Here is a 20669-nt window from a genome sequence, read left to right as displayed (position 1 = left end):
ATGCCCGAAGACCCGTTCCTCGGCGAGGACCCGACCCGGCGCCGAGAACCGGAGCTGCTCACCGACTTCGACGTTGATCCCGACCTCCACGCCCCGACGTACTCGACCACGGCGCCGCCCGCCCCAGCGGCCTCGCCCGCCGCAGCGCTCCCGGACTCCGTGGCCGCCGCCCGACCCGCCGACGCCGAGGTCGACCCCGACCGGGCCGCCGAGATCGCCGAGCTGCTCCGGGTCGGTGCCACCGCGTTCGGCGGCGGGGAACTCGCCTCGGCCCTGGACTCCTTCGACCGCGCGGCCCGGCTGGCCTCCCGCGCCCCCGTGCTCGCGGACCTGCGGGCCCGCGCCCGCTGCAACGCCGCGAGCGTGTCCGACGAACTGGGCGACCACGCCGCCGCCATCGCGGGCTTCGGCGAGGCGATCACCTGGTGGGCGGGCATGGCGGACGGCTCGACTGACCTGTTACGCGCGGGCGCGCTGGTCAACCTGTCCCAGGCGTTGCAGCACGTCGGCGAGCCTGCCGAGGCACAGGGTGCCCTGGAGCAGGCCCGGGATCTCCTCATGGCCGCCACGAGCCCGACGCCGGGTGTCGATCACGGCGCGCTGCTGCTGAGCTGTCTGCTGTCGCTCACCGCCGTCGCGATGCACCAGCGGCGCTATGCCGACGCGGGCCGCCTCGCGCGCGAGGCTCTCGACGTCGCAGGGCGCGTCGCTCCGGATCGGACTGGCCACCCGCTGGCGACGCTGGCCGCCGTGCATCACGAGACCGGTCGGGTCGCACTGGCCGAGGACTTTGCCCGCCAGGCCCTCACCGCGTTCGAGGCGGCGGACAACCCGATCGCCGCCGCCGAGAGCAGACAGAACCTGGCGATCATGTATCTCCAACGTGGCCTGCTCGACGAGGCGGCGGTGCTGCTGGCCGACGCGGAGCGCTTCTTCGCCCGCGCGGGCATGGCCCATCACCTGGCGATGGGACTCAAGCTGTCGGGCTTCCTGGCAGGCCTCCGGGACGACCGGGCGCGGTCGACGAGTCTGTTCCTGCGCAGCCTCCGACTCTTCGAGGACCACGGTGCCGTGGTCGAGGCGGCGGAGGTGCGGCTGCCGTTGGCGACCGCCGCCGTCGCCGAAGGCCGCTACGCCGAGGGCGAGGCGTATCTGACTCAGGCGTACGCCGTCTACGCGGCCCGCGGGCTGACGGCGGCCTGCGCGCAACTCGACGTCCGGCACGCGCTCCTGCTCGAACACCAGATGGCACGGGAACCGCACTCGATCCCCGCCCTGCTGCCGCGTGCGCTGACCCTGGCCGTGCCCGCCGCCCTGGCCGTCGACGCGGTGCGCTTCACCCTCGTCGACGGACACCAGCGTGCGCAGTGGCGCCGTCAGGTCGCCGAGCCCGCACTGAGCCTGGCGTTCCGGCTGGCCGAGGCGGCGGGCGACGGGCACCTGGTCGCCGAACTCGTCGAGTCGCAGTGCGCGGGCAGTCCGCTGGCCGACACCGAGCCTCGGGGCGAGGCCGGGCCGGTGCTGCCGTCCACGCTGCTGGACGTGCCCTCGGCGACGGCCGCCGATCCTGCTGCGGACGCGGCAGGCCCGTTGCAGCTCGGTGCGGCGCTTGCGGGCGTCGCGGCGGGGGCGGGCATCCGCGTCGCCCCGCCGCCCCGGCTGGCCGTGACCGAGGACGGCGTCGTCGCGCTGGCCGCCCACCTCGCCCGCGCCACGGCGCGCTACGGCGGCGTGATCCGCGCGACGAGGGTGATTCCGGCATGGTGACCATGACGGGCCGCCCTGATCGGGACCGGCCGACGGTGCTGCTCCGGATGGCCGACGCGGGGGACCTCTACCTCTCGTGGCGCTGGACGCACGACCTCGATCGGCCCGGCGCGTCCCGCGTTCCCGAGGAACAGCTCCGCGTCGCGCTCGACGCGCTGACCGCCGCACTGCCGGGCGGCACGTCGTCCACATCGGACGGAAGTGGCGCGCGAGCCCTCGGCGACGCCGGTCCGCCGGGGCTCGCCGCAGCGTTGACGTCCGGGGCGTTCGCCGCCTACGAGGCCGAGCTGGCCCTCGCCGAGCTGTTGTCGCGGACGTTCCTGCCGTACGGGCTGGCCGTCGTGCTGCACGAGCTGATGGTGCGCGGCATCCGGCCGCACGTGCGGATTCAGCCCTCGCCGCGCCTCGCGCAGGTGCCGTGGGAGCTGTTGGCACCCGACCGGGACATCCGATTCGTTGACATCGCCGACGTCAGCGTGCTCGCTCCCGCGAGCATCGTGCACGCGCCCGCGCGGCCGGTTCGCACCTGGGCCGGGTCACGGGACCTGCCGGTCGCGGCGATCCTCGATCCTCGGGTGCCCGGCTTCCGCGCCGACTCCGTCCTCGGCTCGGTGCTGGGGCGGATGTCCGCCGACGCCCCGCTGACCAGGCGCATCGCCGAGCACGCACGGCGAGGCAGGCTTCGGCCGGTGCTGCCGGACTCCCCGCAGCCGGGTTCCGCGCGCGGCGTCGAGGCGTTCCGCCGGACCGATCTCGACCGGGAGTGGCTCGGCGAGACCCTCCGTGCGGGTGCGAGCAGGCTGCTCTACGTCGGGCACGTGACGGCCTCGGTGCCGGAGACCGGGCTCAGCGAGGACGCGCGACTGCACCTGGCCTGCACCGCCGACACCCTCGGCTTTGCCCCGCCGATCCGAGGTCACCGGCCGCTGTCGGCGAAGGACCTGCTGCTGGGCACGCACACCCTGACCGAGGTGCCGCAGTCGGGCGCCGAGCGCTGGCCGATCCCCAGCCGCGTCGCGTTGATCGCCTGCGAGAGCGGCGGCGACCTGCGCTTCGGCGAGGCCCTCGGGCTGGCCACGGCGATGATCCACGGCGGCGCCGAACTCGTCACGGCCACCCGGTGGACGCTGCCGACCGATCTGGCCTTCCAGCGACTCGCGGGCGTGGACCCGGCGGTGCGCCCGCTCCAGGACGCGATCCTGGCGATCGACTCGGCACACGAGAGCGACGACCCGGTGCGGGCCGTGGCCCGCTGGCAGCGCGAGCGGCTCGCCGCCTGGCGGGAACTGCGCGGCGTCGAGCACTCCCCGCTGTTGTGGGGCGCGTTCACCACGATCGACACCGCAGGCTCGGTGCCCGGCTGAGCGCGGCCCGTCGCCGGGTCGACGAGTCCTGGGCGGCTTCCCCGGTAGTGCCGCCGTCGACGGGAATCCCGCGACCTATGAGGAGAACGTGAACGGCTACTTCCCACCGTCGCTGACCGTCCAGCTGCGGGAGTCGTCGTCTGTCGGGCGGGTGGTGCGGCGGCTGCCCCCGTCCACGGCTTGGGGAACTAGGACGCAGACCCGCACCGTGCAGGGCAGCACGAACGGCTCGACCTTCACGACGCTGGCGGCGTCGCAGGGACATTCCTTCGACCCGGCGACCGGGAACTCCGTGACCATCGAGTTCCCGGCGACCGCCGTGCGACACCTGCGGGTCGTGATCAGCGCGAACACCGGCCGGCCTGCGGGCCAGCTCGCGGAACTGGAGGCCTGTCGGGCCTGACGAATCGTGGGGCGGGTGGCGGCCCGTCTCACGGGTCCGGGGCGGCGTCCAGGTGGACGTCGCCCCGGCTCGGCGTCTCGAGCTCTGCCGGATCTGGGGGTGGCGCAGGGCGATGCGAGCCCGAAGCCCGCCTTTCTCGGCACGGGCTGCCTGGCGGCGGGGAGTGGCCGAGGAGGAAACCAGCCTGCTCCGCAGGCCGCGCCGTGCCCGCACGCCGACAACCGCCGGGCGGCGTAGGACGCGATGGACGATGCCCGATCGGGCACCGCCGCTGCGGCGTTCCCGCTCGGACCCTGGCGATCATCCTCCTGCGGACGGCTCCGCGAGCCGCCGGATCAGGACGGGCTCGACCTCATCGGCGAGCCGGGTGATCGGGTCGGCGTCCTCGTCGACGTCCAGGGCGAGGCCGTCACGGTGCAGCGCCGAGACGATCCGATCGGCGGCGTTGCGCCTGCCGTTCTGACTGGCCCGCAGGACCAGCGTGACGGCGACGCCGCCCGCCGTGGGCGCGACCCGGTAGGTGGCTGCCCGGATGCTGCGCAGGGCGCGCAACACCTCGGCGATCGTCGCGGCCGTCATGGGGCGTCCTCTCCACCTCGCGGGCGAGGGTGGCTCACGGGGTGGTCATTCATCAGTGGGCGGACCGGGTTGCAGCGCCTTCCGGCGCCTGGTCACACGCCTGCGCAAGCCGCGTCGTCAGGACACCGCGCGCAGCAGCACGGCGAACTCGGCGTCGTCGAGTTCGATGGTCGCCGAATCCACGTTGTCCTCCAGATGCCCCACGCTGGAGGTGCCGGGGATCGGCAGCATCACCGGCGACCGCTTCAGCAGCCAGGCCAGCGCGAGCTGTGAGGGGCTGGCCTGGTGCTCCTTCGCCGCCGCCGCGAGCGGGCCGCCGGGCCTGGCGAGTTCGCCGGTGGCCAGCGGGAACCACGGGATGAAGGCCAGATCCGCCGCCGTCGCATACTCCAGCAGCGGCTCGGCGTCGCGCCGGGCCAGGTTGTACATGTTCTGCACCGAGGCGATGGTGGCCGTCTTACCCGCCTCCTCGACCTGGGCCACGGTGACCTCGCTGAGGCCGATGTGCCGGATCTTGCCCTCCTGCTGGAGCGCGGCCAGCTCGCCGACCTGATCGGCCAGCGGGACCTTCGGGTCGATGCGATGCAGTTGCAGCAGGTCGATGCGGTCCAGGCCGAGATGCCGCAGGCTCAGCTCCACCTGCTGGCGCAGGTACTCGGGCCGCCCGATCGGCACCCACTGACCGGGCCCGGTGCGGGCGAAGCCCGCCTTCGTCGCGATGACGAGATCGGCCGGATAGGGGTGCAGCGCCTTCTTCAGCAGGTGGTCGGCGACGAACGGCCCGTAGGCGTCGGCGGTGTCGATGAAGGTGACGCCCAGCTCCACCGCGCGGCGCAGCACCCGCACCGCCTCGTCCGGGTCCTTCGGCTCGCCCCACACGCCCGGACCGGTCAGCTGCATGGCGCCGTAGCCGAGGCGATTCACCGGCAGATCGCCGCCGATGCTGAACGTGCCGGACGCGGCGGCCGGTCGCTCTGAGCTGGTCATCGAGACTCCCCTCGTGAAGTGGGCACCGAGCACGCCCGGCGGGCGCTACCGAGTGCGCCGCCGATCTTAGGGTGCCCGAAACGGTCGCGGCCTACGCAGGGCGGGCGGTGGGCCTCGTGCGGGTGGAGCAGGCTGCACCCGCTGCCTTCTGGGGTCGGGCCAGGCGTCGTCCCTCGGTCTGTTCCGCCGACGTGGTGCGGTCGACGGGAGTCCGGCTGTCCGTCTCCGCCGTCTCGGCAGGCAGCACTGGATCGCCCTGTTCGGTGACCTGACGGCGGCGGCCAGACCGCCACCCCGCCTCTGCTCTCCGGCGGGACCGGGACGTCGACCTCCTCAGCGAGCAGGTGGACTCGATCTTGTGGCCGGGTTGAGAAGACCGTTGTGCCTGCTCGCGGTCCTCGCGAGGTCTACGGTGACTCGCCTGTCCGGCTCGGCTCCGGCTGGATGACGGCGCGGGCTGCCGTGGGATGCCGGCTCACACCATGGAGTGGATCAGCTGTGGATTCCTTGTCGGGCTCAGCGCGGGCCGGGCATTATTCGAACATGAGTTCGAGTGAGATCGCCTTCGAAGAGACCACGCATCGCCTGAATGACGGCCCCTCTCGTGCCTGGCGGCCGCTGCGCGGACACCCCCTCCGCCGGAGCCGCCCGGTGAGGCGGCAGGTGTTTCGTCTGGCTGGGTGGTTGGCCGGTCTGGCCAGACGGTTCCGCTGGCGACGCCATCATGACCTTCGTCCGCTCCGGTCGGCGGCACCGACGGGGGCCGGGGCGGGCAGCCGCCTCGGCGGAGCGGTGTCCGACGATCGGTCACGTCGGACGACGGTCGGTGAGGCGGGCCGCCGCGTTCCGCGATGCTCCGCACCGACGGGATCCCACCGCGGGCGAATTCTCGGCCCAACGCGCCGGGACCGCTCCCCGACTACGTCCGTCGGCGGCGCCTCACCCGCAGTCGGGGCCGACCGGGGCGTCCTCGGCGAGGCCGCCGTCGCGCCGGGCGAGGTCCAGAGCGGCGGCCGCGACCGGACAGGTGCGGACAAGGGTCGTCTCGATGTCCAGCGGCCAGATGCCCACGGTGGTGTCGCCCCCTGCACTGGCCAGCGTCCGTCCGTCCGAGCTGACCGCGACAGAGTAAATCGTGTGGACAGGCCGCCCCGCGCTGCCTGCGCCGTGCCCGATGAGCGGCGCACCCAGCGCGGCGGCCTGCCTAGGGTCGGACACGTCCCAGAGCCGGATGGTGTTGCCGTCACTGCCGCTGACCAGGGTCTTTCCGTCGGGGGTGAAGGCGACCGTCGTGACGGGTGCGTCATGACCCGTCAATGGCGGGCCGACCGCGACGGGGCTTGTGGGGTCGGAATGGTCCCACAGCCGTACGGTTCCGTCCTCGCCCGCACTCGCGAGCAGGGACCCGTCGGGGCTGAAAGCCGTCGACCAGATCTCCGGCAGGCCTTCTGTGTTGGTGGCGCCGAGCAGACCAAGGCCGTCCCCGGTCGACCAGAGCCGAATCACGCCGTCCGAATGGCTGGTGGCCAGTGTGTCGCCGTCCTGGCTGACTGCGATATGCAGGGCAGAGGCCGGGGTGGCCTCGTCGTCGGCGTCCGACTGGTCGAGCAGGACCGGCTCGGCCGGGTCGCCGACGTCCCACCGGGTCAGCACCTGCTCGTCGCCGCCGGAGGCGAGCAGGGTCCCGTCGGGGGCGAAGGCGATCCTGCCTGCGTCAAGGGGAATCGAGCCGATCAGCGTGGGAGCGGCGGCGTCGGTCACGCCCCAGAGCCGCAGCTGGTCCGCATTCGGGTCCCGGCCCGATCGAGAGCCGGTGTCCGCGCCTGCCCCCGCCAGGATCGTGCCGTCCGGGCTGAACGCGATCGAGGCCAGCGACACGTCGTGGATCGTGCTCAGCGGCGCGGGATGCGCAGGCTCGGCGGTATCCCAGAAGCGGAGCGTGTCGTCGAAGCCCATGCTGGCCAGCACCCGGCCGTCCGGGCGGAACGAGACTGCCTCGACGTGGGCGGCGTGCCCGAGCAGCATGGTCTCGGGCAGGTTCCAGAGGTGTGTCCGACGATCGCCGCTGCCGGAGGCGAGCAGCCTGCCGTTCGGGCTGAAGGCCAGCGTGCCCGCAGTGTGGGTGTGGCCGGTGAGCGCGTGGCCGCGTGGCACGACGGCGTTCGGGTCGATCACGTTCCAGAGCTGCACCGGACCCTCCATGCTGCCGGTGGCCACGAGCGCACCGTTCGGGCTGAACGCGACTGCGCGCAACCCCGTGGTGCTGGTGGCGACGGGCTCCCCGATGAGTGCCGCCGCCGCCGGATCGGCGACCGACCACAGCCGCAGGCCAGCATCGGCACCGGCGCTCGCGAGCATTCTGCCGTCCGGGCTGAACGCTACGGAGAACACCTCACCGAGATGCCCGGTGAGCGGTTCGCCGAGCGCGGTCAGCTCGCCGGGCTCGGCGGCGTCCCACAGCCGGATCGTGCCGTCGTAGCTTGCGGTGGCCAGGGTGTGTCCTTCCGGATGCAGGGCGAGTGAGGACAGCAATCCCTGTTCGGTGCCTTGCCCGCCGAGATAGGCGGGCGCGGTGGGATCGGCGACCGTCCACTGGTGCACCGTGCCTGCGTCGTCGCCGCCGAACACTCTCGATCCGTCGCTGCTGAAGACCAGCGAGCCGATCCAGCGGCCGTGCTCGGTCAACGGCTCGCCGATCGGAACGGGCTCCGTCGGATCGGCGACGTTCCAGAGCCGGACGGCCTGATCATCGCCTGCACTGGCGAGCGTGCGGCCGTCCGGTGCGACGGCGATCGACCAGACCGCGCCGACATGCGCGTCGGACACCACGGCCTGTTGCCTCGGCGCCTCGGGATCGGTCAGGTCCCATAATCGGAGTCCGCCCACCCGATCGGCGCTGATCAGCGTGGTCCCGTCGGGGGTGAAGGCGGTGGAGTACACCGAGTCCTCATGCCCGGCCAGCGGGGTGTAGAGCGCGGTGTTCGCCGCGTTCAGCAGATGCGTGTAGGTGTTAGGTGAAGGACGCAGGTCGAAGGCCGCCGCGTCGAGACCCGCTGCGATCGAGGGATCGGCGTCCCGGAGATGGTGGGCCGTCGCGTTGAGCTGACTGACGACGGCGTTGTCTCGTTCCGCTTCCGCCCGCGCCCGCTCCCCGTCGGCGACGCCGCGCTGATCCACGGCGACGATGGCTGCGCTCGCGGCGACCAGGGTCAGGACGGACAGGGCGGCGACCACGGTCGTGCGCAGTCGGCCGTCTCGAAGCTCCCGGCGTATCGAGGCGGCGAGAAAATCCGTCGCGACCGGACTCAGCTCCGCGTGGCGCCGGTCGGCCCAGCGGCGGGCAGTGTCCAGCCTGCCGCCCCGGAAGACCGAGCCGGCCTCGCGCTGGCCGCGATCCCAGGTTGAGGCGGCCTCTTCGATCTCTTGGCGGACGAGGCTGCCGTGCCGGTCGGCGTTGATCCAGTCGCGCAGGCGCGGCCAGGCGTGCAGTAGTGCCTCGTGGGTGATCTCGACGCTGTCTCGGTCCCAGGTGAGCAGCCGGCTTGCGGTGAACGCTGCCAGCACTGCGTCGAGCTCGGACGGGCTCGAATGCCCGGATTCGCCGGCCCCGCCCGCCGCCACGCCGTGCAGGTCGGCTGTCGCCACCCGCCGTCGGACGTCCTCCACACCCTCGCCGATCTTGACCAGCCGTAGAAAAAGGGTCCGTGCCGCCTGCTGTGCCGCGGGGCTCGGCAGGCCCGTGAACACCCGTTCCGCTGTCGTGGCCACGGCGTGAGCGATGCCGCCGGTCGCGCGATATCCCGCCACGGTCAGCACGCTGCCGTGTCGTTGCTGCCAGGTGGCGCGCAGGGCATGGGCGAGCAGCGGGAGCCTGCCCGAGGCATAGCCCGGCGCAGCGGAAGACCGCCCGTCGCCGCCGGCCTCGGACGGGCCGGCCCCGCCCAGGTCGCCCAGCAGCAGTTCGACGAGGCCCGGTTCCATGGTCAGCCCCACTGAGGCGGCGGGGAACAGGATCGTCTCGCGCAGCTCGGCGGTGGTCATCGGACCGACGATGACCGGGCCGTCGCGCAGTGCCGTCCGCAGACACGGGTGCTCGGCACAGGACCCGTAGAAGTCGGCGCGCAGGCCGCAGACGACCAGCGCGACGGGATCGCCGCCGTCGGCGTCCGGTGCGGCCAGGGTCGTCAGCGCGTCGACGAAGGCCCGGCCCTGCGACTCGTCCTCGCACAGGGTGAACAGCTCTTCGAGCTGGTCGACGATCAGGATCAGCCTGCCCCCGTGCGCGTCGTCGCGTCGTCGCAGCCCTGCCCGGACCACAGCGGCGAGGCGGGCGGGCCCTTGCGCGACCGCCGCGTCCAGCTCGAAGCGGTCAATGTCCAGGCCGCGAGCCAGGCTCGCTGTGAGGGAGAGCATCGGCTGGGCGGTGGGGGAGAACAGCACCCCAGGCCACCGCTGCGACCCGTCCAGCGCCCCGCCTTCGAGTGCCGGGATGAGGCCCGCCCGCAGCAGCGAGGACTTGCCCGCCCCCGACGGTGCGATCACCATCAGCGCCCCGCCACTGGAGCGTCGTTCGTCGAGCCGCTCGATCACCTCGGCGACGAGCCGGTTTCGACCGAAGAACCACGATGCATGATCCCGGTCGAATGCTGCCAGTCCCGGATACGGACACGGTCCCTGTCCGGCCTGCGACGTCGCCCGTCGCGCGGAGCGAACGCCGTCTTGAAGGGTCAGGTGCAGGTCTCGCTCGGCGATGTACTGGTCACCCAGCGACTGGTAGATCTCTGCTTCGCCGGATGCCTGGGCTTCCATCTGGACGCGGTCGGGTTCGGGCGACCGGTCCTCCCGGCCGCTCATCGCCGGTCTCCGTGGCCGAGACGGCACGGCATCAGGATCCTTGACGCTGATGCCTTCAGCGCCACCGTCATCGGCACCGAGGGCGTCGGGACCGAGAGATCACCTGCCGGAACGGCGTTCCCGACGTCTCTCGCGCCGTCTCGCCCGATTCGAACGGGCAGGGGCGGCGGGAGTCCGCACAACCGAGGTGCAGCGCGGCGACGGGCCGCACTGGTCGACACGAACAGCCTGGGAGACATGGCACCCTCGCGACTATGACGTGTGGTGTTCGAGACGACACTGTACGCAGTCGAACCCCGGCATGGTCGGAGAATCGGGGAACGGGTCAGCGTGCGGACGGGGTCATGGTGGTGAGGCGACGACCCGGCGCGCCACAGCGGACCGACCAGAGCACTGCGCGTTCGCCGACCGGAACCGCGCGGAGTACGAGGCGGCGGTGCGGGCTCATCCGGGTGGCATGACCGAGCTCGCGCGGAGCGGGTCCACACGCGTTGCGTCGTGGCGCCGCGCCGCGACGGCGGGCCATGCCATGGCGATCGGCAGGCGGGTCGTCGACGGGGCGACGGGCGTCGACTACGCGCGCCTCGCCGCACCCGGCACGGTCCTCCGACCACCGGCCGGCGGTGCTCGGCGCGCGCGGACGGAGCGGGTCCGCGTGCCTGCGGTGCGCTCAGCGCTCGTCCGGCGGGTCCGCGTAGTCGGGCTGTTCGGCAGGCGGCTCGGCCAGCAGCGGACGCAGGACCTCGGCCTGCGGGTCGCCGAGTTCGTCGAAGATGGCCAGGGCCCGCCGTCGATGATGCAGCGCCGCACCCCCGTCGCCCGCCGTCTCCAGCGCACGCGCCAGACCGATCAGCGCGCGGGCGACCATCCGTTGGTCACCCACGGACTCGCTGGCCGCGATGGCCTCGCGCTGGTGTCGCGCGGCCTCCGCGTGATCGCCGTCGTCGTGCAGGAGATCGCCGAGGGAGACCAGCGTGAAGCGCAGACTCGCCTGATCGGTCATGTCGTGCTGGATGTGCAGGGCCTCCTGAAGATGCGCGGTGGCCTCGGCGCGGAGGCCGAGCCTGCGCAGCGTGTCGCCGAGGTTGCCCAGGCAGATCCCCTCGCCCTGTCGGTCGCCGGTGTCCCGGAAGGCGGGCAGCGCCAGCGCGAAACAGCTGCGGGCGTCGTCGAGGCGTTCCAGGTCGATGTAGCCGATTCCGAGGTTGTTCAGGTTCCAGGCCTGCCCGTTGCGATCGCCGACCGCGTCGAGGATGCGCTGCGCCCGCTGGTAGCAGTCCACGGCCTCGGTGAAGCGCCGAAGGTCGTGGTAGGCGATCCCGAGGCCGCGCCAGATGAGGCCCTGGCCGTGCTGCTCGCCCAGGGCACGGGCGGCCTTCAACGCGATGCGGTGCGTCGCCAGCCAGTCCGCCCAGTGGCTGCGCCGGTAGTAGAAGTTGAGCAGGATCGACGGAAGCTGCCAGGCGATCGACAGCTGCTCGATCTCGATCGAGGCCTGCACGGCGGCGAGGAGTCCCGCCCGCTCCGCCTCGCACCAGGCGAGGGCCTGTTCGTGGTCGGCCAGGGGCGGCACCGGATGACGGGTCAGCAGCGGGTGCAGCCGGACGGGCTGACTGCGGTGCGGTTCCAGGAGTCTCCTGGCGCCTTCGGCGGCGTGCAGGTACCAGCTCAGCAGTCTGGTCACGGCCCCGGCGAGGTCCGAGGCGGACTCCTGGGCCTTGGCTCGCTCCCGCGCGAAGCTGCGCAGCAGATCGTGGAACCGGTAGCGGCCGGGCGTGGACTGGTGCAGCAGATGCTCGTCGAGCAGGTCCTCCAGCAGGGTCTCCGCATCGTCGGGATGCAGATCGCCCAGCGCGGCGGCGGTGTGCGCGGTGATGTCGTCGCCGGGGTGCATGCCGAGCAGCCGGAACAGCCTGCGATGGCGGGGCGGCAGCGCGCGGTAGGAGAGGTCGAAGACGACGTGCACGCCCAGGGCGCCCGCGGAGAGCCTGGCCAGCCGCCGCTCGGCGTCGCCGAGTCGCTCGACCAGGTCGGCGACGGTCCACAACGGCCGGTTGCGCAGCCTGCGCGCCGCCAGGACCACCGCCAGCGGCAGTCCGCCGCACAGCTCGACGACCCTTCTGGCGGCCGCGGGCTCCGCCTCGACTCTGCCGTCGCCCGCGATGTGGGCGAGCAGGCCGACGGCCTCCTCGGTGGTCAGCACGCCCAACGGCAGCGGCCGGGTGCCGTCCAGCCCGGACAGCCTGCGGCGCGTCGTGATCAACACGAGGCAGTCCGCCGTGCCGGGCAGCAGCGGCCGGACCTGCTCCTCGGTGGCCGCGTTGTCCAACAGCACGAGCACCCGCCTGCCGACCAGCCGGTCCCGGTACAGCGCCGCGCGCGCATCCAGGCCGTGCGGAATGTGCTGGCCGGGCACGCCGAGCAGCCGCAGGAAGCCCGCCAGCACCTCGGCCGGGTTCGCAGGTGCGTGTTCCGGGTCGAAGCCGTGCAGATCCGTCCAGAGCTGCATCTCGTCGAAGCGGCCCTGCCCGACGATCCGGTGGGCGGCGTGCACCGCGAGTCGGGTCTTGCCGACCCCGGCCATCCCTTCGATGGCGACGACGGGCACAGCCGTGGCCGCCGGATCGCCGTGCTCCTCGACGATGCGCAGCAGCCTGCTCAACTCGGCCGTCCGCCCGGTGAACTCGACGATGTCCATCGGCAGCTGTCGATAGGCCCGCGCCACCGAGACGGCGTCGTCGGTCCGGTCCGGTCCGGCGGCTCCGGTCGGCTCGGTAGACAGGATCTCCTGGTGGAGGCGTTGGAGACGCAAGCCCGGCTCGATGCCGAGATCGGTCACCAGCCGCCCTCGGACCTGCGCGAACGCGGCGAGCGCCTCGGCCTGCCGATCGCCGTGGTACAGCGCGAGCATGAGCTGCGCCCACAGCTCCTCGCGGTAGGGGTGCTCGGCGACGAGCACGCGCAGCCCGCCGACCACGAGGTCCGGCCTGCCCAACGCGATCCACGCCTGCGCGTGCTGTTCCATCACCGCCAGTCGTCGATCCTCGATTCGGTCCGCCTCGGTGGCCAGCAGCGTTCCCACCGCGCTGCCCTCCAACGGTCTGCCCCGCCACAGCGCCAGCGCCCGTTCGAGATGCTCGACGGCTCTGGTGAAGTCGCGGCGTCGCACCGCGTGCTCACCCTCGCGGGCGTGGTCCTCGAAGAGGAGGAGATCCAGCTCGCCGGGGTGCACCGAGAACAGATACCCGCCGGGGCGGGTGGTGATCCGTTCCGCCGGCTCGCCGACGCCGCGCAGGGCCCGTCGCAGGCCGGCGACGTAGGTGCGGATGTTGGACTCCGGAGCGGCGGGCGGCGTCTCCCAGATCGCCTCGGCGAGGTATCCGGTCCCGGCGGCCTCGTTCGCGCGGAGCAGCAGTGCCGCCAACACCGACCGTTGTCGATGGCCGCCCACCGAGACGGCCCTGCCGTCCCGTCGTGCCTCCAGCGGTCCCAAGACTCGAAACTCCACAGTCACCCCGTGTCCACAGTCGCCGAAGCCTCGTCGATCAGGAACCGTCGTGCAGCTGGATCCTCAAGCAGTCCTCGATTGATCTTCAGAATCTACCGCCAGCCTGACACGGCTGTGCATGATCTGTGCGTCGGATCGGGCACCATGTCGTTCCCACCTGGAGAACCGACGGACGTGACCTCTCTGCCGATCACGTCCGATCTCAGCTGCGCAGGGACGCACGGTGACTCACCCGTCTCGCGGCACAGGTCATCGGACGATCGGAGCAACGCCTGTGCGCGATCTGGGCGGACGCTGCGGCATGATTGACCCACGCGGGACAGAACGACCAGGGTCGGAACAGGAGTGCGTCCCTGGTCGGGACGCCCGCGTGGTCCAGTCGGCTGCCGGTCACCCAGGGACGCGGATTGATCCGATGTGTCGCGACGTCGCCCGAACGACGTCGTGCGCCGCGAATCTCGCATCCTGCGGTGCCCGAGAGCTGCCTGGAGGTCCGCAGGCGTCGAGAGCGCAGGGGAGGACAGTGCGGAACACACGGAGTCTTGGAATCACGCCGGGCAGGCCCGACGCGACGGCGCCCCCACCGCCGCGCGCGATCGGCCGCCGAACCCGGTGCGATGCCGCCGACGTCGTCCAGCCCGCACCCCCGAGGCTCACGGCGTCTCCCTGGCCGATGCGAGTCCCTCGGCGCCGAGGAGCACTCGATCTCGGTTCTCGACCCGAAGCGTCCCCTGAGCACGTCCGGAGTCCCACCACACCGACGGCATCCCCAGCCGTCGTCGGGTCCGGCGTGGCAGCCGCGGCAGGTCCGTTCCCGCGACCGCGAGCACGGGCCGACTCTCGCCGAGGCGTCCTCGGCTGCTCCCGGCCGTGGTTCTCGCGTCCGTCCCCCGCCCGCCGATCGTGGCGATCACCGCGCGCGGATCCCGCGCGCCGGGATCGGATCGTCTCGATCGGATCTGTCCCGGTCACCGTCTCGGCGGTGCGAACGGAAGTGATGCGCAGCTCGACAGCAGCTTCAATCTCGGTTTCACGTCGATGATTGTCATGTGACGGCCGGACCCCCTCCCCTCTTGTCATTCGATGTCCTCGGGTGGCGCAGGTTCCGGTGATCTCAAGCGATCGTCGATTGTCGAATCGCTCGGATATGCGTGATGGAAGTACGGAGCGGCGCGGTCTGCTCTCCTGCTTTTCTTCGTCGACGACTGGTCGCCGAACGATGAGCGGGCGGCTTGTGCCTCTCGGTGTGCGCGCCGCGTCCTGTCTCCCGAATTCTAGGGGTTTCGGGAGGCAGGACGTGGTGCCATGGCGGCGTGAACCCTGGTCGCGGCGGCAGTGGGGGAGCCGTCTCCTCGGCGACGCAGTCCACGAATCGGCACTCGTGGCGGTGCCGAGGAGACAGTTCGTGCTGCGAACCCTCCCTGTCGCACGAACTCCGGATCACCGGTTCTCGGCGCCACTGATCATCACGCACTGATTTCGCCGGGCCGAACAATGGCGTCATCGGCTGCTCGACTCGGATCGTCTTCGCCCCCGACGATCCCCGTCGTCACCGATGGCTGTCGTCCTTTTCCCATCGGATCTGCGTGCGATGTGAATCGTCGGATCGGCACCCCCTTCCCGAACGACGATTCGGATCGGACGTCATGTTCAGAGAGGTGCATTCTCATCATGCCGATGCAACAGTGTTCCGAGGTGTCCCTGGTCGGCGAGTTCTCGTGGACGGCCGTGGCGGCGGGCTGAGCCGCCCGCCGATCGCGGCGGGCGACTCTCCCTCCCCGAGTCGCCCGCCGCGAGCCGGGCGCCGCCCCGGTCGCCTCGACCCTGCGTCGCCTGTGTCCCGTCGCCCGTCCCGTCCGAGGACGATCAGTTCGAGGCGAGATCACCCGGCCGCCGCGCAGGCCGCCCCGCCGGAACCGCCGTGCATCGTCGCCCGCTCGACGATCCACCGATGCGATCTCGCCGGGTGATCTCGGGCCGGTCCGAGCGCTGGTCGCCACCGGCGCCGAGACCGGAGACCAGCCGCAGGCCCCGGCTCGTCGATCAGCCGTTCGTCGGCGCAGCCCTCGACCGCACACCGGGGGCGCCCGCCGAGTCCACATTGGGCCGGGCAGCGGTTGTCCCTCGGCCGACATATGCGTGATCGTGGTCACACGACGCGCGTGCCCGCCCTGGTGACGGAGGTTCGAGATGCGCATCAGAATCGGATTGCTCGCCCTTGCCCTGACCGCCGGGTTGACCAGCACCGCCGGTTCCGTCGCGGCCGAGGACGCGGCCTGGGAGCACGTGGTGAGCGGCTCCTTCGGCAGTTATGCCGCCCTGGAGTCCGAATGGAACTACGGCTACCCGTGGGGATCGGATCACAACGGCACCGCCCGGATGTACGGCAGCCCGACCGACCACAACCACGTGTGGCTCGACGGCGGCGTCCTGAACCTCAAGGCGACCCGCATCAACTGGGACGAGGGCAACAGCAGCGCCGATCCGTATCTGCCGATTCGGTACCACTCGGGCGCGGTGCACGCCAAGGACCACATCATCGTCAACGACCGGTACCCGTCCTACGAGGTACGCGGCGAGTTTCAGGCGCCGTCCACCAGAGGCACCTGGCCCGCCTTCTGGCTGACCGGCGTGAACAGCTGGCCGCCGGAGAGCGACATCCTCGAGTACAAGGGCAACGCCAGGAACTGGTTCAACACCTTCCGCAGCGCCTCCGACGTCTCCACCACCATCGTCGACGTCGCCTCGCCGGGGAGCTGGCACGAGTATCGGGCGTGGATCACCAAGGTCAACGCCACCGACGTCGACATCCACTACTACCTGGACGGTCAGTGGGTCGCCCAGCACCGCGCGGCAGGCTTCGTGAACCAGCCCCTCTGGGTGATCATCAATCTCCAGATGGAGGGCTCGGCGGGCTCGCCCGGCCCCGGCGGCGACACCCACTACCGCGCGCGCGACGTCTACATCGGCCGGAGCGCCGCCTGAACGGGGACGGGCCCTCGGATTCGGTCGGGGTCGAGGGCCCGTCCGGCCACTCCAAATCGTCGCCGTGCCGACCAAGGCGGACGGTGCCGTGCCGCCGCAGGCCTCGTGTCCGGGTCGGTCCGAACGAACAGGACCACACAGCGGGGCGTGGCCGGCCGCCGTCGTGACGACCCCGGCGCTGCGTGGAGCGTCCCGTGAGTCTGTCGCGGGCCGGGGGCTCGTCGTCGGGGCGGACCATCGCCACACCCGGCGTCGAACGCGGCGACCGCGAAGGCGTTCACCGCCTGGCCGCACGATCCGTCCGCGCGCTTCGGTCGGGTGGGCACACTCCATGTACGCCCTCCGCCGCCGAGGTCAGACCGCGTCCTCCTCCTCGTCGCCGGACCGCGACCGGGTCACGCGAAGCTCCCCGACCGCCTCCCGGAGGGACTGTTGCGCTCCGCTGCCCAGCTGGTCGTCGGTGATGAGCACGTCGGCCTGTTCCAGTCGGGCGATCGTGCTGATTCCCACGGTGCCCCACTTGGTGTGATCAGCCAGGACGACGAGCCTGCGACCGGCGGCGATCAATGCTCGATCGGTGTCGGCCTCCAGCAGGTTCGGGGTGGTGAAACCGGCTTGGGAGTCCATCCCGTGCACGCCGAGGAACACGACGTCCAGGTGCAGCATCTGCAGCGTCGACACCGCGACCGGGCCGACCAGGGCGTCCGAGGGCGTCCGCACGCCGCCGGTGAGGACGACGTTGGGCGCGGTGGGGCCGGAACCGTGCAGCACGCCCGCGATGCGCATCGAGTTCGTGACCACCGTCAGGTCGGGGATCTCCCACAACAGCCGTGCCAGCGTCCAGGTGGTCGTCCCGGCCGACAGGCCGATGGCCGATCCGGGGCTGATCAGACTGGCCGCCTCCGCCGCGATGGCCTGCTTCTCCGAGGTCTGCTGCACCCATTTCGCCTCGAAACCCGGCTCCTCGGTGCTGGGCGCACGACGAACCGTGGCGCCGCCGTGCACCTTGTCGAGCCGGTGGTGGGCGGCGAGGATGTCGAGATCGCGCCGGATCGTCATGTCGGAGACGTTGAGCAGCTGCGACAGCTCGCTCACGCGCACCGCGCCGCGTCGCTGGACCTCTTCGAGAATGTGTGCCTGCCTCTCGGCTGCGAGCACTGCGTGTCCTCTTTCGTTCGGAAGCGCCGAGTCGGGAGCCTCCGCTCGGTGTCGCTATCAGTCAAGCACGTCGGTGGGCATTCTTGATCGAGACTGTGTGTTTGCCCGCCTGTTCTGGGCATCGTCCTGTTGAAATCTGATCGAACTTGATGGTGATCGTTGACATACGATCGTCACATGTGTGAAATGGATCACGCGCCCGAGTGTGGTGGGCGTGAATTCGACGTCCCCAGCGTCACCATGCCTGCCCTGCATTGGTGTGGCGACCGGTCTAGAAGGGTGTTCGACCTTGACTCCTCCCGGACCGTCGAAACGACGGCACAGACGACGTAGCTCCGTTTCCGCAGGCGCACTGTTGTTGTCCGCACTGTTGGCGACGGCGGTGGTCTCCCCCGTCGCGTCGGCCCAGAACCCCGAGGACTGGCAGATGGGCGAGCCGAGACTGCCCACGCCCTGGACCGCCGAGGTCTCGCCGGACAACGCGCTGCCGGAGTACCCGAGACCACAGCTCACCAGGCGGAACTGGGAGAACCTCAACGGCATCTGGGAGTTCGCGGGCGCCGCCGAAGGCGAGGAACCGCCCTTCGGTCAGACGCTCGACGAGCGCATCCTGGTGCCCTATCCCACCGAGTCGGTCCTCTCCGGGATCGAACGCCACGAAGACCGCATGTGGTACCGGCGGACGTTCGAGGTCCCGCGCGGCTGGCGCGTCGGCTCGTCGAACGCCCTGAAGCTCCACTTCGGAGCGGTGGACTACGACGCAGTCGTCTACGTGAACGGCCAGGAGGTGGCCACCCACCGGGGCGGCTTCGGCGCGTTCTCCGCCGACGTCACCGACGCGCTGACCGGCCGAGGCCCGCAGGAGATCGTCGTCGGGGTCGAGGACCTCACCGACGCGACGTGGCAACCGGTCGGCAAGCAGCGGCTGGTGCCCGACGAGGGCATCTTCTACGAGGGCGCCTCCGGAATCTGGCAGACGGTGTGGATGGAGCCGGTGCCGGTCGGACACGTCGAGACGCTCGACATGGTCCCGGACCTGGAGTCGTCCACCCTGGGGCTGACGGTGAACACCGGCGGCGACGCCGAGGGCCTGACCGTCGAGGCGATCGTCAAGGACGGCCGCCGCACGGTGAGTCGCACGCAGGGCGCCGCGGACGAGCCCATCGCGCTTCCCGTCCCCGACACCAAGACCTGGTCGCCCGACTCGCCGTTCCTCTACGACCTCGAGGTGGTCCTCAAGGACGGCAGGCGGCCGGTGGACCGGGTGGACTCGTACTTCGGCATGCGGGAGATCGGCATGGCCGAGGGCGAGGACGGCCGACTGCGGATGACGCTCAACGGCGAGATCCTCTTCCACATGTCCACGCTGGACCAGGGCTACTGGCCGGACGGCATCTACACCGCGCCGACCGACGAGGCGCTGGCCTTCGACCTCGAGCAGCACAAGGTCCTCGGCTTCAACACGGTCCGCAAGCACATCAAGACCGAGCCCGACCGCTGGTACTACCACGCCGACCGGCTCGGCCTGCTGGTCTGGCAGGACATGCCGTCGATGCGGACCGGCGGCAGGCCGCCCGCCGAGGCGGGGGCGCAGTTCGAGGCCGAACTGCACGAACTGGTCGAGCAGAAGAAGAACTGGACCTCGGTCATCGGCTGGGTGCCGTTCAACGAGGGCTGGGGCGAGTGGTCGCAGGAGGCCACCGGCCGGATCGCAGAAGAGGTCAAGGCGCAGGACCCGACGCGGCTGGTCAACGCGCACAGCGGCGTGAACTGCTGTGCCTCCCTGGGCGACTCCGGCAAGGGCGACGTCATCGACTGGCACGCCTACGTCGGTCCCGCGCTGCCGACCCCGGACGAGACTCGGGTGTCGATGGACGGTGAGCACGGCGGCTTCGGCCTGGAGGTCGAGGGCCACATGTGGTTCGGCGACGGCCACGCCTACGAGATGACCCCCGACTCCGAGACACTGACCCGACGCTATGTCGAGAACCAGCAGGACGTCCTGGAGGGCGCGGCGAGCTGCGCGATCAGCGGGGCGATCTACACCCAGATCACCGACGTCGAGCACGAGGTCAACGGCTTCTTCACCTATGACCGGCAGGTGGAGAAGATGGACTTCGCCCAGGTCAGGGAGATCAACGAGGCGATCATCCGCTCGGCGGACGGGACCGGCGGCGGCGGGGGCGGCGAGCCGGACCCCGGCACGCCGGGCACCGACGGCGTCAACGCCTACAAGTTCGACGAGGGCACCGGCACCACGGCGGCCGACGCGGTCGGCGAGGCGCACGCGACGCTCACCGGGGCGGAGTGGACCGAGGGCGTCGAAGGCGGCGCGGTCGCGTTCGACGGGGCGGGCCAGGCCGACACCGGCGCCGCGTTGATCGACACGGCGGGCAGCTACAGCGTCGCGGCCTGGGCGAAGCTGAACGAGGCGGGCGACGGCTTCCAGACGGTGGTCAGCCAGGACACCGGCCGGGAGAGCGCCTTCTTCCTCCAGTACTCCGGGCAGGACCAGCGCTGGGCGATGAGCTTCATCGGACTGCGCGCCCTGTCGCCGGAGAAGCCGGAGCCGGGCCGCTGGTACCACCTGACCGGCGTCCGCGACGCACAGGCGGGCACCCTCGCCCTGTTCGTCGACGGTGAGAAGGTCGACAGCCAGAATGCCTGCACGGCTGCGGAGTCCACCGGAAACACGGTGATCGGGCGCGGCCAGTACGGCGGCCAGTCGGTCGACCGCCTGAACGGCGCCGTCGACGACGCACGGGTCTTCGACCGGGCACTGTCGGACGAGGAGGTGGCCGAGCTGGCCGCCACCTACCGGCACTGATCAGACAGCACCGCAGGTAGCACGCGACATCTCGGGCGGGGGCCGTTCTTCGGCTCCCGCCCGAGGCAGGTGTGCCCGGTCCTGACTCGGCCACGTCGTCGATCCCCGCCGTCCGGACACCGCCGCCGTCATCGCCCCGGTATTTCCGGAAAAGGGGCGAAATGTCCTAGTGATTACGGCCGAATGTCCGAGTCGTCCGGTCGAAGTCGATCATTCAGGACAGGACTGACCAGCCGT

11 protein-coding genes are annotated in these 20669 nt (G+C 71.4%); 6 read left to right on the top strand and 5 right to left on the bottom strand.

The genetic code is table 11. The features are described from left to right. Genes UA74_RS18450 through UA74_RS18440 form a run of 3 tightly spaced genes read left to right on the top strand, consistent with a single transcriptional unit; the run spans position 1 to position 3534 of the window. The gene (locus tag UA74_RS18450; protein WP_198042772.1) at positions 1-1767 is read left to right on the top strand and encodes a tetratricopeptide repeat protein; all 1767 of its coding nucleotides are present in this window, start codon (positions 1-3) and stop codon (positions 1765-1767) included. Then, positions 1761-3131, top strand: a complete 1371-nt coding sequence (locus tag UA74_RS18445) for a CHAT domain-containing protein (protein ID WP_232237321.1) — start codon at positions 1761-1763, stop codon at positions 3129-3131. The genes UA74_RS18450 and UA74_RS18445 overlap by 7 nt, the downstream gene beginning before the upstream one ends. Before the next feature lie 28 nt (positions 3132-3159). Next, positions 3160-3534, top strand: coding sequence for a discoidin domain-containing protein (locus UA74_RS18440; RefSeq protein WP_083683325.1), 375 nt, complete (start codon positions 3160-3162; stop codon positions 3532-3534). 300 nt (positions 3535-3834) lie between these two features. Here the strand turns inward: UA74_RS18440 and UA74_RS18435 are convergent, their stop codons facing one another. Next, positions 3835-4113, bottom strand: a complete 279-nt coding sequence (locus UA74_RS18435; RefSeq protein ID WP_075741381.1) for a hypothetical protein — start codon at positions 4111-4113, stop codon at positions 3835-3837. Positions 4114-4230: 117 nt separating this feature from the next. Next, positions 4231-5100, bottom strand: coding sequence for an aldo/keto reductase (locus UA74_RS18430; RefSeq protein ID WP_075741380.1), 870 nt, complete (start codon positions 5098-5100; stop codon positions 4231-4233). Between the two features lie 71 nt (positions 5101-5171). Here UA74_RS18430 and UA74_RS18425 point away from each other — a divergent pair, with 71 nt between their 5' ends. Then, positions 5172-5372, top strand: a complete 201-nt coding sequence (locus UA74_RS18425; RefSeq protein WP_075741379.1) for a hypothetical protein — start codon at positions 5172-5174, stop codon at positions 5370-5372. 667 nt (positions 5373-6039) lie between these two features. On the opposite strand, the gene UA74_RS18420 is transcribed toward UA74_RS18425, so the two are convergent. After that, positions 6040-9954, bottom strand: coding sequence for an nSTAND1 domain-containing NTPase (locus UA74_RS18420; protein ID WP_075741378.1), 3915 nt, complete (start codon positions 9952-9954; stop codon positions 6040-6042). A gap of 670 nt (positions 9955-10624) precedes the next feature. Next, on the bottom strand, positions 10625-13462 hold the full coding sequence (locus tag UA74_RS18415; protein WP_075765009.1) for an AfsR/SARP family transcriptional regulator: 2838 nt from the start codon (positions 13460-13462) through the stop codon (positions 10625-10627). Between the two features lie 2190 nt (positions 13463-15652). On the opposite strand from UA74_RS18415, the gene UA74_RS18400 reads away from it, so the two are divergent. Further along, positions 15653-16447 carry a glycoside hydrolase family 16 protein gene (locus UA74_RS18400; protein WP_075741374.1) on the top strand — a complete coding sequence of 265 codons (795 nt, stop codon included), beginning with the start codon at positions 15653-15655 and terminating at the stop codon, positions 16445-16447. A gap of 354 nt (positions 16448-16801) precedes the next feature. On the opposite strand, the gene UA74_RS18395 is transcribed toward UA74_RS18400, so the two are convergent. Next, on the bottom strand, positions 16802-17605 hold the full coding sequence (locus UA74_RS18395) for a DeoR/GlpR family DNA-binding transcription regulator (protein ID WP_075741373.1): 804 nt from the start codon (positions 17603-17605) through the stop codon (positions 16802-16804). 355 nt (positions 17606-17960) lie between these two features. On the opposite strand from UA74_RS18395, the gene UA74_RS18390 reads away from it, so the two are divergent. Beyond that, the gene (locus UA74_RS18390; RefSeq protein ID WP_404799944.1) at positions 17961-20432 is read left to right on the top strand and encodes a LamG-like jellyroll fold domain-containing protein; all 2472 of its coding nucleotides are present in this window, start codon (positions 17961-17963) and stop codon (positions 20430-20432) included. The last annotated feature ends 237 nt before the right edge of the window (positions 20433-20669 follow it).

The sequence above is a fragment of the Actinoalloteichus fjordicus genome, from assembly GCF_001941625.1.
Taxonomy (GTDB): Bacteria; Actinomycetota; Actinomycetes; order Mycobacteriales; family Pseudonocardiaceae; genus Actinoalloteichus_A; species Actinoalloteichus_A fjordicus.
The sequence above is the reverse complement of the archived record's forward strand: the minus strand, read 5'-3'. Positions and strand labels throughout refer to the sequence as shown.

What these genes read in the sequence shown, in the direction of transcription:
- UA74_RS18435 (WP_075741381.1), bottom strand. Translation starts at nt 4,113, where the DNA reads ATGACGGCCGCGACGATCGCCGAGGTGTTGCGCGCCCTGCGCAGCATC.
- UA74_RS18445 (WP_232237321.1), top strand. Translation starts at nt 1,761, where the DNA reads ATGGTGACCATGACGGGCCGCCCTGATCGGGACCGGCCGACGGTGCTG.
- UA74_RS18400 (WP_075741374.1), top strand. Translation starts at nt 15,653, where the DNA reads ATGCGCATCAGAATCGGATTGCTCGCCCTTGCCCTGACCGCCGGGTTG.
- UA74_RS18430 (WP_075741380.1), bottom strand. Translation starts at nt 5,100, where the DNA reads ATGACCAGCTCAGAGCGACCGGCCGCCGCGTCCGGCACGTTCAGCATC.
- UA74_RS18450 (WP_198042772.1), top strand. Translation starts at nt 1, where the DNA reads ATGCCCGAAGACCCGTTCCTCGGCGAGGACCCGACCCGGCGCCGAGAA.
- UA74_RS18420 (WP_075741378.1), bottom strand. Translation starts at nt 9,954, where the DNA reads ATGAGCGGCCGGGAGGACCGGTCGCCCGAACCCGACCGCGTCCAGATG.